We start from the raw sequence: 16344 nt of genomic DNA, 5'->3' as shown, positions 1-16344 counted from the left end.
ACTCCTAGGTATTACGCAGTTTGAATAAACAGGTTTACAGAAAAACTCTTGAGCGCTGCGCTGAGCATCAGCGCGTTGTTAGTTGTAACTACTGTCCCTGAAAAAAGTCCTTTCCAGCAATGATCTGAGCCCTTGAACGGCAACATGACCTGCGTGTCGCCCCAACTGCTCGCATTGATCAATGGAGTTTGGGCAGTGCCTAATAGTTCACTGCTCACTCTGGGGACTACAACGATGGCACGGTGTCCGTCGATAACTCGAGCAAACGCCAAGACCTGATCGGCACACAGACCGACCACGCGCAAAGGAATATAGCTCCCCCGGCTGAAAAGCGCTGAGTGTTCAGCGCGCACATTCAGTACCTTGGTGATCAGGGCTTGTTTGATTCGCCCATCCTGCCAGTTTGCCAACAGTGCATCGGCGTTCAGGGTGTGTTCGAGAGCGTTTACCCGAGCTGCGTAATCCACGGGGCGACGGTTGTCAGGGTCGACCAGGCTGAAGTCCCAGAACTCAGTGCCCTGGTACAGATCAGGTACGCCGGGGACCGTCATGCGCAACAGCGTTTGCGTCAGGCTGTTAAGCGCGCCAGCGGTTGCGATACGGTTCGCAGTGGCGCCGACCGACTGGCGTAAGGCCAGACCCTCCGGTGCCAACAGCACGCGATTGAGAAAGCTCCGGCATGCGTTTTCATAAGGCTCGTTCGGCGCGCTCCAACTGCTCTGTAATTTGGCTTCACGCAGGGCTTTTTCCTGCCATGTCACCAACCGTTCGGCGTAGTCTTCGAATGCGTGCTCGGCTTCCATATTCAGCGGCCAACTGCCGAGCAGCGTCTGATAAAGCATCAACTCATCACCGGCGCTGATGCTGATATCTTCATCCTTGAGGGGGATCGCCAATTGTCGCCAACGCTCAACCTGTTCGGCATACCAGCCCGCGCATTCGCTCAACACTGCCAAGCGGGCGCGGCTGTCTTCGCCGCGCTTGTGGTCATGGGTGGCGGTCGCCAGAAGATTGTCCGGGAACGTCTCGGCGCGGCGGGTACAGGCTTCATGAAAACGGGTGGCCGGGGCACTGAAGTGCTGCGGGTGGAAACCTACGTCATTACGTGAGAGCAGTACCGCCGAGCGGTAGAAGGCGGTGTCTTCCACTGACTTGGCTGCCACGGGCGACGTCAGTTGCTGGAAGCGCACGCAGGCATGGCGATGAATCTTGCGTAAGCGGCCCAGTGGCAGTGCACGCCATGATTGACCCCCGAGCCAGCATTGCAGGTAATCAAGTACAGGCCAGTCGGCTTCGCTGAGGTTGAGTCGGGCACCTTCAAGGGCTTGCTGGAAGAATCGATCGTCTTCGGCCGAGCGTCCGCATGCGCTGATATAGGTGCGGTAAATCGGGAAGTTGACCACCAATGCCAATAACGCTCGACGAATAGCACCGTAGGTCAAATCACGGCTCATCAGGTCGCTACGGGCCACTTGCAGCATGGCTTGAGCAACGCTTTCGAAGTCCCCTGCCAGACTGCCCTGTAACACCAGGTTGCGCGCTTCCAGCACTTCCAGGTTGAAGTCGGCGCTACGTCCACTGAGACGACTCCACAACTCGCCTAGAGGGGCTTCACCTTTGGCGTCGTGCTGCAATAACGACACCTGATTCATGAACTCGTAACCGGTGGTGCCGTCAACGGTCCAATCCTCGGGCAGTTGTTCATCGGGACCGAGAATCTTCTCGACGAAGATGGGCAGGTGACTCAACGGCGCAGCAGGCGGACGCTGAGCCAGCAAGCCTTCTACCCGGCGCCGCAACTTGCGGCAGTAACCGCGCGGGTCGGCCAGCCCATCAATGTGATCAATCCGCAGCCCATCCACCAGACCCTCGCTGATCAGTTCGAAAATTTTGCCGTGGGTGGCTTCGAACACGGTAGGGCGCTCGACGCGCAGTCCGCCAAGTTCGTTGATATCGAAAAAACGCCGCCAATTGATGTCGTCTCCCGCAGTGCGCCAACTGGCCAGCCGGTAGTGCTGGCGTTCCAGCAGCTCATGCAGGCGTTCAAAGCCCTCTGGCGTGCGCGAATCGAACTGTTTCAGCCCGCGGTCGATGGCCCGCTGGATACCCGTCTGTTGCGCCAGCGTCGCCAATTCTGCGCGCGCCTGTCGGGCTCGTTCGTACGCTTGCGGGTAGTGATCGAGTACCGCAAAGCGCTGCGCCAGTTCGCTCAGTTCAGGGTCATTGGCCGCGTTGAGCAACGGCGCATAGGTCGCCGGGTTGATGGGAAAGTAATGCTGATAATGCTCGACGTAAAACGCACCCTGCCCGGCATCGAAACGCAGGGGTATTTCGCCCGCCTTAAGTACGGTGCCGTAATCGCTGCTGAGAAAGGGCAGCAATAATTGACCTTCCAGCAATGGGTCCGGGGAGTGCCACTGGATGTCGAAAAAGTCGGCATACGGGCTGCGACGTCCCCATTCCAGAAGGTCGAGCCACCAGGGGTTGTCCGCACCGCCGACCGCCATGTGATTGGACACGATATCGAGGATCAGACCCATGCCCTGCGCACGCAGGGCACTGACCAGGCGCCGCAACGCCGGTTCGCCGCCCAGCTCCGGGTTGATGACGCGCGGATCGACCACGTCGTAGCCGTGCATCGAACCGGCGCGCGCTTTGAGCAGCGGCGAAGCATAGAGGTGACTAATGCCCAGTCTGGCGAAGTAGGGCACCAGCGGCACGGCGTCATCAAGGGTGAAGCCCTTGTGAAATTGCAGGCGCTGTGTGGCTCTCAGTGGTTTGAGTGGAGCGTTCATCGGTCCCGCTCCGCCGCTTCCTGGCGTGCTTGTGCCAGCAATGCCAGGCGTCGGATGGCACTGTCGCCCTCAAGCAGCGTGGCGCAGTCACCGGGTAGACGCCGACGCCAGTTGGGATGGCTATCGATGGTGCCTGGCAGATTGAACTGCTCCTCGACGCCCAGCAGATCCTCCATGGGCAGCAATACAAGCGGGGCACGGGTGTGACCAAGGTAGCGAACGCTGGCATCAATGATTTGATCGCTTTCGCTGAAGTCATCGCGGAAATTGGCTGCATCCTGACTCAAGGCCTGCCGCAGGCCTCGGCGTTCGCGTTGCCGGCTTTCGCGCCAGTTGCGTTCGGTCTGTTCGTCAATATGACCAAGCTTGCTGTTCCAGTCGATATCACGCTCGCGCCACCAGCCCGCAAGGGTGGGCAAATCGTGGGTGCTGGTAATCGCAAGCGCCTGATCGGACCATTGCAGAATGGGTTTGAAGTGGGCGTTGTCTTGTTCAAACAGCAGCACGCGCATGCCAAGAATTGCCCGCGCCGACAATCTGTCGTGCAAGCCGTCCGGAACGGTGCCGAGGTCTTCGCCCAGCACAATGACCTTGTGCCGCCAGGATTCCAGGGTCAACAAGCGCAGCAGGTCGTCGAACGGGTAGTTGAGGTACGCCCCTTCGCTGGGTGGCGAACCTACAGGTACCACCCAGAGCCGTTGCAGGCCCAGGACATGGTCGATGCGCAAGCCTCCGGCGTGGGCCAGGTTGGCTTGGAGCATCTCGATAAATGCGCGAAAGCCGTTGCGTTTCAAGCCATCCGGCGAGAACGCTGAAATGCCCCAACTTTGCCCGGAGCGATTGAGAATGTCGGGCGGAGCGCCAACGCTAAGCGCCGAAAGCAGCTCATCCTGCCGGCTCCAGGCTTGACTGCCGCCACCGTCTGCGCCTACCGCCAGATCGGCGATCAGGCCGACGCGCATTCCACTGCTGCGGGCCGCCACCTGCGCGCGCTCCAGACTGCGCGCGATGAGCCATTGGGCAAATGCATGGAAGCTGATTTGCTCCCCATGACATGCGGCGAACTCCGTAATGGCGCCGCTCTGGGGATTTTTGAATTCGTCCGGCCATTCGCGCCAATCCTGACTCATGCCAAGCTTGGGGCATTCGGACTGCAAGGCTTCGAAGCGGCAATGGTTCTCCAGTGCTTCGCCACCGCAATGGCGGAAGTGGGTGAAGTCGTCATACAGCGGGTGCGCTCCGCTGCAAAAGCTTTTATACAATGCATGCAGTAACGTCCACTTGGCTTGAGCTGCCCTTGGCCAGTCAATTAGTGGCAATGCCTCGAGACGCTCAAGCTCTGCGCCCAGTCCGGTCTCGTTGATGGCCATGCGCAGTGCTTGTTCGCCAAGAATGGTCTCGGGTGATGCATATAACGCATTGAGAAACAACCGGCTGGAAGGTGAGTAAGGGCTGTAGCGCAGGGTGTCGCAGGCAAACATGGCGTGAACCGGGCTGATAGCCAATGCATCGGCACCGCGTTCACCGGCCGCGCGGGCCAGGGCTTCCAGTGCCTGGATGTCGCCAAAACCACCATCGCCCCGACGACGTAGCCCATACAGCTGTACGGTCAGTCCCCAGGCGCGAGGGACGTCAGTGTTGGTCGCCATGGCCATGCTGTAGCAGGTTGCAGGCGCGACGGCCAAGGTCACATGTTGACCGGCAATGCGCAGTTGCTGATACCCCACAGGTGCCACGGCGGGCAGATGGGCTGTATCCGTCAGCGTTGCAGTGACGGTGGTGCCGTCTTCGAGGTTTAACACGAAAGGTGTTTTTGGCGCGAACCATGTCGACAAATCCAGCAGGCTGCCATGATCCAGCGTCAGCAGCGGCGGGACCGCGCTTGGCGTACTGGACTTGTGCAGGCGTTGCAGGCTGATGCAAATATCCTCGGCACTTTCGGCGGGGTAGCCCAGGCCGTCGAGTACCTTGCGTAGCGCCTCAGGGCTGACAGTTTGCAGCCGCCCGTTGGCATCGATCCAATCCACAGACAGCCCGGCCCGGGCAGCCAAAATATGCAGTTGCTCATTACTCATCCTGTTCCTCCAAAACATCAGTCGTTATCAGGCTGACAATGGCCGTGTAGGGGTTGAGGGTTCCCCGCCGGGAAAGTTCGGCCGCCCCAGGCAGGGTTTCATACAAAAGAGTGTCCCGATGAACTGCGGCCAGCTTGACCGGGCGCTCGCCGAGGTTTAGGTCGATGCGCAAGACACTGCCGTCACCCATACGCCAGCGAGCCGTAAGGGCTCCTTCGTCCAGCACGTGAGTGTCCAACGCCTGCGCACCTGACAGGCGTGGAATGATTTCGCGATGGCGAATGCTCAACAATTGTTGGTATAGCGCTAGCCAGCGTTGATGATCAATGCCTTTGTCCGTGTTCAGGTGCATTGTCTCGTAGGCGGGGCGCGATGCCTCGAACGTGCTGTGGGCATTTGGGTCGGGGATGCACTCACGCTGCTCTTCATCGGCAAATGCCGGGAAGTCGGCAAACTCGGCGCGACGGCCCTCACGCACGGCATCGGCCAACTCGTCATGGTGGCTGGTGAAAAAAAGGAAGGGTTCACTTGCGGCCCATTCATCGCCCATGAACATCAACGGAATCATGGGCGAGAGCAGGAGCAATACCGTGGCGGCCCGCAATGCGGGACCGGCGCTCAGTTGCGGCAGACGCTCGCCGAAGGCACGGTTGCCAACCTGATCGTGATTCTGCAGGAACAGCACGAAGGCGCTAGGGGGTAAATGCCCACTGGAGTGCCCTCTGCTATTGCCGTGGCGATTACTCTCGCCCTGGTAAACGAAGCCCTGGCTCAAGCAGCGGGCCAGCTTTTGGGTAGGTTCATGGGCGAAGTCGGCGTAGTAGGCATCGCTTTCTCCTGTCAGCAGAACGTGTAAGGCGTTATGACCGTCATCGTTCCACTGCGCATCGAAGGCTTGTTCCAGCAAGCTGGCTTCGTTGAATTCATTTTCCAGTGTCAACCAGACCTGTCGGGACGGGGCAATCTGCTCGCGAACTCGTCGGGCGAAGTCCTGGAGGAAGGTGGGATCATTGATTGCGTGTGCCGCGTCCAGACGCAGACCATCGAAGCGATAGTCGAGTAACCACATCAAGGCGTTATCAATGAAAAAGTCGCGCACTTCCTCGCGGAGGAAGTCGATGGCTGGGCCCCAAGGGGTTTTCACATCATCGCGGAAAAAGCCTTTGGCATACTGGCCCAGGTAATTGCCATCCGGCCCGAAGTGGTTGTAGACCACGTCGAGTATCACCATCAGGCCATAACCGTGCGCGGCGTCGATCAAGTGTTTGAGCTGGTCGGGTTTGCCGTAGGTCGATTGCGGTGCATAAGGCAACACACCGTCGTAGCCCCAGTTACGCCCGCCAGGAAACTGTGCCAGGGGCATCAACTCAATCGCGGTAACACCCAGTGCCGCCAAACGGGGTAAATGTTTTTCGACTTCGGCGTAGCCACCCAGTACCCCCACGTGCAGTTCATAAATAACAGCTTCCCGCCACGGCCGTCCTAGCCAATCAGTGTGCAACCAGCAATAGGCCAAAGGATCGACGACAACGCTGGCGGAATGCACATCGGACACCTGGGCACGGGAAGCTGGATCAGGGACTTTCATTTCTCCATCGATGTTGTAGTAATAGCGACTGCCCGCAGAGCAGCGAGTCTCCAACACAAACCAGCCATTGTCCTGCGGCAACATGGTCAGCGACTGCCCGCTTTCGAACTCGACACTGACGTAATAGGCATCCGGTGCCCAGAGGGCAAACCGGGTGTGTTCAGGGTCCAGTAATACGGCGCCGTGGCGCCAGTTTTTATCCGTGCGCAGAGGCATCCGTTAACCCCTTTAATAGTGAACAGAAGCACCTACATTTTTTTTCAGCAGGTCTTGGTACAGATCGGCGTAAGGCTCCACGGCCTTATGCCAATTGAACGGAGCGGCCATGGCGCGGCAACGCATGGCATTGAGCAGCTCAGGATTGGCGAAGACCTTGATCGCCCGTGTCAGCGCTTCAGCGTAGCTTTCCACGGTCGATTCTTCGAACAGAAAACCAGTCACGCCATCTTCAATGGTGTCGGCCAACCCCCCTGTTTTACGGGCCACCGGCAAGGAGCCAAAACGCTGGGCATACATCTGGCTCAAGCCACAAGGCTCATAACGCGAAGGCATCAGCAAGAAATCGCTGCCGGCAAACATGCGTCGAGCATCCGTTTCGTTGAACCCGATGCGCACCCCGATCTGGCCCGGGAAACGCAGGGCCAGTGCGCGCATGGCGTCCTCTTCCTCCGGTTCGCCGCGACCGATGATCGCAATTTGCCCGCCTTGATTGACGATATGCTCGGCAACACCGATGGTCAGGTCCAGGCCTTTCTGGAAGACCAGGCGCGATACCACAGCGAACAAAGGACCTGTGGAAGGCTCAAGCTCGAACAACTCGCGTACATGGTCGGCGTTGATTTCCTTGCGCTGCCATTCGTTTGGGGCAAACCGGCAAATCAAGTGTTCATCGGTTTCCGAATCCCAACTGGCGTCGATGCCATTCGGAATCCCGCTGAGCAGTCCTTGCCTGGCCTTGCTTTGCAGAAAGCCTTCCAGACCACAGCCAAAGGCCGGCGTGGTGATTTCCTTGGCGTAAGTCGCACTCACGGTGGTGATGTGGCTGGCATAAGCCATGCCTGCCTTAATGAATGAGAGCTTGCCGTAGAACTCCATGCCGTCGGCGCCCAACGCCTGGTCAGGAATACCCAGTTCGCGGCTGGAGCCGGTGCTGACCGTGCCTTGATACGCCAGGTTGTGGATGGTGAAGATGCTCGGTGTGGCCTGACCCCGCCAGCGCATATACGCCGGCGCCAATCCGGCAGGCCAATCGTGGGCATGCACCAGTTCCGGGCACCACTGGGTTTTTACCGCGCCGGCGGCGAAGTCGGCTGCGGCCAGGCCGAGGCGGGCAAAGCGGATATGGTTGTCAGGCCAGTCACGGCCGTTGTTATCACCGTATGGCGTGCCTTCACGTTCGTACAGTTCGGGGCAGATCAGCACATAAATGACCAGACCGTCTTTCATGTCCATGCGCCCGATCTTGCACGGTGGCAGGGCTGCATGACCGCCCAGCTCGCTGATGACATGGATCGGGTTACCACTGTTGAGCACTTGCGGGTAGCCGGGAATCAGCACGCGTACATCGTGCAGGTGGCGCATGGCTCGCGGCAGTGCGGCAGACACATCGCCCAAACCTCCGGTTTTCACCAGATCAGCCAACTCTGAGGTCACGAACAGAACTTTTCTTCTGTGGGTCAGGGTAATACTTGGCTGTGAAGTCGGCAGTTGCAGCAGTGGAACGCTAGTCGAAGCGAAGACCGGCAGATGGGTCAGCTCGCTGGCCGGCTGGTTAAAACTCTCTCCCTTCTGGGTTTTGGCAGCGGCGCTAATCATCTTTTTCTCCCATTCAATTCAGTGTTGGTGCAGCACTTGAGTTGTTATGGGCCATGTCCTATGGCCGGGCACACAAGCACTACGCAAGATCGGTACCTATTTACCGGTTGCGTGGTAGTAGGACGGGTGGTAATGCCCAAACTCGGGTTACGCCAATAGCTTAGGCTCTCTTTAATGATGACCCCATGGCAGAGGGCAAAGTTTCGACTTTTTTTTACGCAGGTGTCTGGATTGCGGATCAGCGGCATTTGATTAACCACTCAAAGTGGCAGATAACAACGCATTTAACCGTCGAATCGCGCTTTTATGGGGCACGAAAACGTACAAAATCGACGCCATACCGTCCGTCTGATTGTTCGACAATCTGTCCGCGTGGTTCGGCTTCCAGACAAAACCACTCGATTTCAAGGACATTTAACCCAGAAAAACAGAAGTCCTGCGCCATTTCTCGGTGCGCCGTGGGTGCTTGTTGGGGCTGATATGGTTTGTTTTTTGAGCGCGGAAGATTATTTCGCTCGTGACTCAGGTCGAGCCGGCAAGGAAATGAGCGTGTATGGGGAATATAGAATGGCCTGCCGGATTGGCAGGCCTTTGGACAGTATTACTGCTGGACCACTTTAGGTACGATCGACGCAGGGGGATTGCCCCGCATCAGGCTGAAATCGTTCAAGCCTTTTAGGGGGCGCCGATGAGCTGAGGGCGCTCTTTGAAATCGAAACTGACCAGGCTTTTAGTGCCGTCCAACTCATCGAAGCTCTGACCTGCCAGGTGAGTATCAAACCAGCGCTTCAATCGGGTGGTGCGTGGCTTACGGCGAGCCTGCAAAGTGATGTCATTTGCAGGCTTGCAGACCGTGAGTGGGTCCAGCCAGCAGAGGCTGAGACTCTTGCAGCAGCAAGATCAAATGGGCGACTTTATTCTGCAGTTGATCGCGTTCATCTTTCAGCTGCTTGAGCTCATCACGACGGATGCTGACATACAGGGTCTGGGGTGGACGTGCTGCTAGTAATGTACCCATTGCTCACCTCGCAAATGGTGTGTTTCAACAACGTTAGCGGGAGGGGGGCGGTAATCATCCAAGCCTTAGCCACCTTTGCCAACCACTCTCGCTGCCGATTCTGATTTCTTTTTCGCAAGAATGGAACTTTTTTATTTTTTATTGTCATGAGTGTTTCCTGATCGCGGAAGCGCGCGTTATCAGGCAGGCTCATCCCGACACCCCAGCCTGTTGCGAACTATGTCCGAGCCCTCTGGACTAACCTTTTATGTACTGCCGGGTTATCAGGTGAGGCATTCCCTTTTCTTTGCATTAAGGAGCACCACCACATGCAACTTGGAATTATTGGACTGGGCCGCATGGGCGGCAATATTGCTAGACGGTTGATGCTCAAGGGCCATTCAACCGTGGTTTACGACTGGGATGAAGCCTCCCGCACCACCCTTGCCAAAGAAGGCGCTACCGCTGTTGCAGATATTGCCGCGCTGGTGGCCGCTCTGGAGAAACCGCGCGCAGTGTGGGTCATGCTGCCAGCCGGCGAGCCGACGGAAGAGACCATCGACGTCCTCAGCCAACTGCTCGAAGCGGGTGATGTGATTATTGATGGCGGTAACACGTTCTATAAAGACGATATTCGCCGGGCCCAGGCCCTCACGCAAAAGCATTTGCACTATATCGACGTGGGTACGTCCGGCGGCGTCTGGGGCCTCGATCGTGGTTACTGCATGATGATCGGCGGCGACAGTGCGGTGGTCCAACGTCTCGATCCATTATTCGACAGCCTCGCCCCTGGCTATGGCTCGGTGGCGCGGACCAAAGGCCGCGACGCTCCCGATGATCGGGCTGAACGTGGCTACATTCACGCCGGCCCCGCAGGCTCCGGGCATTTTGTGAAGATGATTCACAATGGCATCGAGTACGGGATGATGCAGGCGTTTGCCGAAGGTTTTGACATTCTCAAAACGAAAGGCTCCGACAACCTTGCGCCTGAACAGCGCTTTGATCTGAATGTGGCTGATATCGCCGAAGTCTGGCGCCGCGGCAGCGTTGTATCCTCCTGGTTGCTGGACCTGACCGCCGATGCGCTGGTTAGCGATCCGCAACTCGAGGCCTATTCCGGTTCAGTGGCTGATAGCGGCGAAGGACGCTGGACCATTGATGCGGCCATGGAGCAGTCGGTGCCTGTGCCCGTATTGTCCGGCGCGCTGTTTGCACGTTTCCGCTCACGCCAGCAGAGTACCTATGGTGACAAACTGCTTTCTGCCATGCGCTTTGGTTTTGGCGGACATAAAGAAGGACCAAAATAATGGGGCTGCTGCACTCCAAGTCAAAACAAAAGCCTGAGGTTGCACCACCTACGACCTTGTTTCTGTTGGGCGCTCACGGTGATCTGGTCAAGCGTTTATTGATGCCCGCGCTCTACAATTTGAGCCGGGACGGGTTGCTGGGCAGTGGCATTCACATCGTCGGCGTGGACCACAACGCAATCAGTGACATCGACTTCGCCAAAAAACTCGAAGACTTTATCCGCCAGGAAGCATCGGGCAAGGTCGCCGAGGGTGGGGCTGAGCCACTGGACCCGGAACTGTGGCGTCAACTCGCCTCGCGGATCAGCTACGTGCAGGGAGACTTCCTCGACGACTCCACCTATAGCGATATGGCCGAGAAGATCAAAGACACTAACACAGGGAATGCGGTGTTCTACCTGGCCACGGCACCCCGTTTTTTCAGCGAAGTCGCCAAGCGCCTGGGCTCGTCCGGGTTGCTGGAGGAGCCCGATGGTTATTTCAGGCGTGTGGTGATTGAAAAGCCATTTGGCTCCGATCTGCGTAGCGCTGAAGCCCTGAACGCCTGCCTGCTCAAGGTCATGACGGAAAAACAGATTTATCGAATCGATCACTACCTTGGCAAGGAAACGGTGCAGAACATTCTGGTCAGCCGTTTCTCCAACGGCTTATTCGAAGCCTTCTGGAATAACCACTACATCGACCACGTACAGATCACCGCTGCGGAAACCGTAGGCGTGGAAACCCGGGGCATTTTTTACGAACATACCGGGGCGCTGCGGGACATGGTGCCCAATCACTTGTTCCAACTGTTGGCGATGATCGCCATGGAGCCACCGGCCGCCTTTGGTGCTGACGCGGTGCGTGGGGAAAAGGCCAAGGTCATCGGTGCGATTCGCCCATGGTCCGAGGAGGAGGCATTGGCTAACTCGGTGCGCGGTCAGTACACCGAAAGCACGATCGGCGACAAAAGCATTGCTGGCTACCGGGAAGAGCCCAACGTGGCAGCTGACAGCACTACGGAAACCTTTGTTGCCTTAAAAGTCATGATCGACAATTGGCGCTGGGTTGGCGTGCCATTCTATCTGCGTACAGGCAAACGCATGAGCGTCCGCGACACCGAAATAGCCATCTGCTTCAAGCCGGCGCCTTACGCACAATTTCGCGACACCGACATCGAAAGGCTCAAACCCAATTACCTGAAAATCCAGATTCAGCCTAACGAAGGCATGGGTTTCGATTTACTGGCGAAACGCCCGGGTCCGACGCTAGAACTGGAAAGCATCCGGCTTGGCTTTGCCTACAAGGATTTCTTCGAAATGCTGCCCTCCACAGGTTATGAAACGCTGATCTTTGATTGCCTTGCGGGGGATCAAACCTTGTTCCAGCGCGCCGACAACATTGAAAATGGCTGGCGTGCGGTGCAGCCGTTTCTGGATGCATGGAGCAAAAACAGCAACGTCGAGCTGTACAAGGCCGGTGAGGATGGGCCCTCTGGTGCCGATGACTTGTTGACCCGCGACGGACGTGAATGGCACAGCATCGGATGAACAGTCAACGACGGCCCCTCATCCAGTTTGTGTTGTGCGATATCGACGGCACCTTGTTGCGCCCCGACCACAGTTTGAGCCCGGCAAATATCGAGGCCATCGGGCAATTACGAGCGGCTGGTATCCAGTTCACCCTGGCCAGCAGCCGTCCGCCCAGGGCGATGCGTCAGCAGGTTGAAGCATTGGGTATCGATCTGCCGACCGTGGCGTTCAACGGAGGTTTGATTACCCACCCCGATGGCCGTGTGATGTCGGCCCACCGCATTCCGCAGGCGGCAGCTATCGCCAGCCTGGCAATGTTTGCCGATCACGCGTGTGCCGTTTGGGTATTCGCCGACGATGAGTGGTTATTGCTCGATCCGAATGGCGCTTACGTTGATCACGAACGTCGTACGCTGGGCTACGACCCAATCCTCGTGCCCAGTTTCGAACCCTACCTGGACCGGATAGACAAAATCGTCGCCGCCAGTGCCGATCACGCGTTACTCAAACGTCTCGAAGCACAAGTGAATCCACACATCGCCGGGCTCGCGCTGGCCTCGCGCTCACAAGTGTATTACCTGGATGTCAACGCCGTGGCGGCGAACAAAGGCGCGGCGCTGGTGACATTGGCTGAGTATGTGGGTGTATCGCTGGCACACACGGCCGCCATCGGAGACGGGGGCAACGATGTCGCGATGTTTCATAAGGCGGGACTGTCGATTGCCATGGGCCAGGGCGAGGAAAGCGTGCGCAGCCAAGCTGACTACGTCACCGGCAGCAACTTGGAGGACGGCGTGGCGACGGCAATCAAACGCTACATTCTGCCAGCCTGAATTTTTGGATACCTACTATGGCCGCACTGATTGAAGACTATGCATTGCTCGGCAATTGCAGGACTGCTGCGCTAGTCACAAAGGACGGTTCGCTGGACTGGCTGTGCTTCCCTCGATTCGATGCGCCAGCCTGTTTCGCCGCTTTGCTGGGTGATAGCGATAACGGCCGCTGGAAAATCAGCCCGAAAGATCCGATCAAGCACACCGAAAGGCACTACCGCGAGGGCACGTTGATTCTCGAAACCTTGTTCGAGACCGACACCGGGCGCGCCATGCTGATCGACTTCATGCCCACGGAAACCGCCAGCAACGTGGTACGCATCGTGGTGGGACTGGAAGGGTGCGTGGGGTTCGAGCTGGACCTGTCCATACGTTTTGATTACGGCAGCAGTGTGCCGTGGGTTGAAATGCGCGATCCGCATACCCTGACGGCTGTTGCCGGGCCTGAAATGTTGGTGCTGCGCACGCCGACAGCATTGCATGCGCTGGATCACCGCACTGGCAGCGACTTTCTGGTCGAGGCTGGACAGCGCAAGGTGTTCGTCCTCAGTCATCAAGCGTCGAATCATCCAGTCCATACCGTTATCGACGGCGAAAAAGCGCTGAAAACAACTGAGCAATTCTGGCGGAAGTTTTCTGATCGATGCCCGGAGGTCGGCCAGTGGTCAGCTCAGGTCAAGCGTTCGCTGATCACCCTCAAAGCACTCACGTATGAGCCTACCGGCGGCATCGTCGCGGCGGTGACAACGTCACTGCCAGAGCAGTTGGGCGGAGAACGGAATTGGGATTACCGTTATTGCTGGCTGCGAGACGCAACAATGACCCTCCTGGCATTCATGAACCTGGGTTATTACGAAGAGGCCAGCGCATGGCGGGAATGGCTGTTGCGCTCCGTGGCCGGCAATCCGGAACAGATACAGATTATGTACGGCCTGGGCGGCGAACGGCGTCTGCCGGAATACGAGCTGCCTTGGCTCGGAGGCTACGAAAACTCACGTCCGGTGCGAATCGGCAACGCTGCGGCGACGCAAATGCAACTGGATGTGTATGGCGAGGTCGCCGATGCCATGACTCAGGCCAGTAAAGGTGGTTTGCCAAGGCCGCCACGCAGCACGGCCATCATCAAGGTGATCATGCCGTTTCTGGAAAATGTCTGGCACCTGCCTGACAAGGGCATATGGGAAATTCGTTCTGAGCCAAGGCACTTCACCCATTCCAAGGTCATGGCCTGGGTTGCCTTCGACCGCAACGCGCACTTCGCTGCCCAAGTGGCTGAAACCGAAGAGGACCACGCATTGGCGCGCCATTGCCGTGCGGTTGCCGATGAAATTCATGCGGACGTGTGCCTCAATGGCTTCGATCCGCAACTGGGCAGTTTTGTACAGACCTATGGTTCGACAGCGCTGGATGCCAGCCTGTTGCAGATCGCCTTGACCGGATTTTTGCCGGCAAATGACCCTCGGGTAATCGGCACCGTTGCCGCGATAGAAAAGGCCCTGATGCAAGAGGGTCTGCTGCTGCGCTACGACAGTGATCGGACGCAGGATGGGGTCTCCGGTAGCGAGGGGACCTTCCTGGTGTGTTCGTTCTGGCTTGCCGATGTATATGTGCTGCTGGGCCGTCATGCTGAGGCCCGCGCGTTGTTTGATCGATTGTGCGGCTTGTGCAATGACGTTGGGTTGCTGGCTGAGCAATATGACGTCTTGGGGAAGCGCATGCTCGGCAACTTCCCTCAGGCGTTCAGTCACATCGGCATTATCAACACGGCGCTGAACCTGCACCGCACGGCGTGCCCGGCCAAGGCACGAGCCAGCGGTTGTGCTGCTACAACCAATAGCTGACCGCGTACCAACCCAAAAGGCCCATGACCACGGTGTAGGGCAGGGCCATCCAGACCATGCGCCCGTAGGACAGGCGTATCAGGGGGGCAATCGCCGAAGTCAGCAGAAACAAAAACGCTGCCTGACCATTCGGTGTGGCAACGCTGGGCAGGTTGGTCCCGGTGTTGATTGCAATAGCCAGTGCCTCGAAGTGTTCACGGCTCATGTGCCCGGAAATAAACGCCTGCTTCACTTCGGTGATGTAAATGGTGGCAACGAACACGTTATCGCTGATAGCCGACAGCAGGCCATTGGCAATGAATAGCATGCCTGGCTGTTGCTCGGGCGGCAGGCTCAGCACCCAGTGGATCAGCGGCGTGAACAGTTGCTGATCGTGAATCACCGCGACGACAGCAAAGAACGTGACGAGCAGGGCCGTGAAGGGCATTGCATCCTTGAATGCCTCGCCGATGCGGCTGTCTTCGGTGATCCCGGTAAACGCCGTGATCAGCACAATTACCAGCAGGCCGATCAGTCCCACTTCGGCGATATGGAACGCCAGCCCGCCAATCAGAATCAGCGCTGACAGCCCCTGCACGATCAAGGCTGCGCGTTGGTCGTTGGTTCGTTCGGCATTATCTTGAGCTGCGTAGTCAGCCAGCACCTTGCGCACGCTGACGGGCAACAAGGCGCCGTAGCCGAACCAGCCCAGTTTTTCCAGCAACACACAGGTCACGAGTCCGGCCACCAACACTGGCAGTGAAACAGGTGCGACATACAGGAAAAACTGGCTGAAATTCCAGCCCATTTCATGCCCGATCAATAGATTCTGTGGCTCGCCAACCAGGGTGCAGACACCGCCGAGTGCCGTACCGACTGCGCCGTGCATTAACAAACTGCGCAGGAACGAGCGGAATTGGTCCAAGTCGGCATGGTGATCGGTGTGCAGGCTCTGATCATCGTTGAATGCAATCGGTTCGCGTGGATTGTTGCCCGAGGCGACCCGGTGATAGACCGAATAGAAGCCAACCCCAGCGCTGATGATGACTGCCGTCACGGTCAGCGCATCCAGAAATGCCGAGAGAAACGCTGACAAGAAGCAAAACATCAACGCGAGGATGCTTTTCGAGCGCACACCGAGCAAGAGACGGGAAAATAGGAACAACAACAGGTCTTTCATGAAGTAGATGCCTGCGACCATGAACATCAACAGCAGGATCACCGGGAAATTGTGCAGCAGTTCGTCATACAGTGCCTGCGGGCTGGTCATCTTCATCAGCAAGGCTTCGATCATCAATAACCCGCCGGGCAGCAGCGGGTAACACTTGAGCGCCATCGCCAAGGTGAAAATAAACTCACCCACCAGCAGCCATCCTGCTGCAACCGGGCCAGCCACCCACAGTAACAGTGGGTTGACGACCAAAAACAGCAGCAGACAAAGCTTGTACCAGCGCGGTGAATGTCCGAGAAAATTGTGCGCGAAGGCGCTGGCCAAAGAGCGGAGCATGGAAAGTCCTTGAGGTAAGACGTGCCGGCAAAGTGCCGTATGCGATGGTCAAGATCAAGCGCGGGGTTTAGTTACAGTCTTTCGGGGGCGGCGCGC

10 protein-coding genes are annotated in these 16344 nt (G+C 57.7%); 4 read left to right on the top strand and 6 right to left on the bottom strand.

Features of this window, described 5'->3' with window-relative positions; translation table 11 throughout:
• Positions 1 to 11: 11 nt before the first annotated feature.
• The 5 genes from ACVBEG_RS11425 to ACVBEG_RS11405 form a co-directional block, all read right to left on the bottom strand.
• Complete coding sequence (locus tag ACVBEG_RS11425) at positions 12 to 2795, bottom strand: malto-oligosyltrehalose synthase (protein WP_447107711.1); 2784 nt, start codon at positions 2793 to 2795, stop codon at positions 12 to 14.
• Complete coding sequence (gene malQ / locus ACVBEG_RS11420; protein ID WP_447107710.1) at positions 2792 to 4870, bottom strand: 4-alpha-glucanotransferase; 2079 nt, start codon at positions 4868 to 4870, stop codon at positions 2792 to 2794. The genes ACVBEG_RS11425 and malQ overlap by 4 nt, the downstream gene beginning before the upstream one ends.
• Positions 4863 to 6674, bottom strand: coding sequence for a malto-oligosyltrehalose trehalohydrolase (gene treZ, locus ACVBEG_RS11415; RefSeq protein ID WP_322216461.1), 1812 nt, complete (start codon positions 6672 to 6674; stop codon positions 4863 to 4865). Before treZ ends, malQ begins: the two co-directional genes overlap by 8 nt.
• 12 nt (positions 6675 to 6686) lie before the next feature.
• Positions 6687 to 8273 (bottom strand): glycogen synthase GlgA, encoded by a 1587-nt coding sequence (gene glgA / locus ACVBEG_RS11410; RefSeq protein WP_322179200.1) that lies wholly within the window; start codon positions 8271 to 8273, stop codon positions 6687 to 6689.
• An 832-nt stretch (positions 8274 to 9105) separates the two neighbouring features.
• Entirely contained in the window at positions 9106 to 9291 is a 186-nt protein-coding gene (locus ACVBEG_RS11405) for a DUF6026 family protein (RefSeq protein ID WP_322179201.1), read from the bottom strand.
• Positions 9292 to 9581: 290 nt separating this feature from the next.
• Here ACVBEG_RS11405 and gnd point away from each other — a divergent pair, with 290 nt between their 5' ends.
• Genes gnd through ACVBEG_RS11385 form a run of 4 tightly spaced genes read left to right on the top strand, consistent with a single transcriptional unit; the run spans position 9582 to position 14762 of the window.
• Positions 9582 to 10577, top strand: a complete 996-nt coding sequence (gnd, locus tag ACVBEG_RS11400) for a phosphogluconate dehydrogenase (NAD(+)-dependent, decarboxylating) (RefSeq protein WP_322217786.1) — start codon at positions 9582 to 9584, stop codon at positions 10575 to 10577.
• The gene (gene zwf / locus ACVBEG_RS11395; RefSeq protein WP_447107709.1) at positions 10577 to 12106 is read left to right on the top strand and encodes a glucose-6-phosphate dehydrogenase; all 1530 of its coding nucleotides are present in this window, start codon (positions 10577 to 10579) and stop codon (positions 12104 to 12106) included. The genes gnd and zwf overlap by 1 nt, the downstream gene beginning before the upstream one ends.
• Positions 12103 to 12921, top strand: a complete 819-nt coding sequence (locus tag ACVBEG_RS11390; RefSeq protein ID WP_322179204.1) for an HAD family hydrolase — start codon at positions 12103 to 12105, stop codon at positions 12919 to 12921. The genes zwf and ACVBEG_RS11390 overlap by 4 nt, the downstream gene beginning before the upstream one ends.
• A gap of 17 nt (positions 12922 to 12938) precedes the next feature.
• Complete coding sequence (locus tag ACVBEG_RS11385) at positions 12939 to 14762, top strand: glycoside hydrolase family 15 protein (protein WP_322179205.1); 1824 nt, start codon at positions 12939 to 12941, stop codon at positions 14760 to 14762.
• On the opposite strand, the gene nhaB is transcribed toward ACVBEG_RS11385, so the two are convergent.
• Complete coding sequence (gene nhaB / locus ACVBEG_RS11380; RefSeq protein WP_322179206.1) at positions 14746 to 16248, bottom strand: sodium/proton antiporter NhaB; 1503 nt, start codon at positions 16246 to 16248, stop codon at positions 14746 to 14748. The genes ACVBEG_RS11385 and nhaB overlap by 17 nt on opposite strands.
• Positions 16249 to 16344 lie beyond the last annotated feature (96 nt).

This window comes from Pseudomonas sp. GG8, assembly GCF_052976945.1.
Note: the sequence above shows the minus strand (reverse complement) of the source record. Positions and strands in the feature narration are given on the sequence as shown.

Excerpts from the sequence above, each read along its gene's own strand:
- ACVBEG_RS11405 (WP_322179201.1), bottom strand. The coding sequence starts at position 9,291 with ATGGGTACATTACTAGCAGCACGTCCACCCCAGACCCTGTATGTCAGC.
- ACVBEG_RS11425 (WP_447107711.1), bottom strand. The coding sequence starts at position 2,795 with ATGAACGCTCCACTCAAACCACTGAGAGCCACACAGCGCCTGCAATTT.
- glgA (WP_322179200.1), bottom strand. The coding sequence starts at position 8,273 with ATGATTAGCGCCGCTGCCAAAACCCAGAAGGGAGAGAGTTTTAACCAG.
- ACVBEG_RS11385 (WP_322179205.1), top strand. The coding sequence starts at position 12,939 with ATGGCCGCACTGATTGAAGACTATGCATTGCTCGGCAATTGCAGGACT.
- zwf (WP_447107709.1), top strand. The coding sequence starts at position 10,577 with ATGGGGCTGCTGCACTCCAAGTCAAAACAAAAGCCTGAGGTTGCACCA.
- treZ (WP_322216461.1), bottom strand. The coding sequence starts at position 6,674 with ATGCCTCTGCGCACGGATAAAAACTGGCGCCACGGCGCCGTATTACTG.
- nhaB (WP_322179206.1), bottom strand. The coding sequence starts at position 16,248 with ATGCTCCGCTCTTTGGCCAGCGCCTTCGCGCACAATTTTCTCGGACAT.
- ACVBEG_RS11390 (WP_322179204.1), top strand. The coding sequence starts at position 12,103 with ATGAACAGTCAACGACGGCCCCTCATCCAGTTTGTGTTGTGCGATATC.
- malQ (WP_447107710.1), bottom strand. The coding sequence starts at position 4,870 with ATGAGTAATGAGCAACTGCATATTTTGGCTGCCCGGGCCGGGCTGTCT.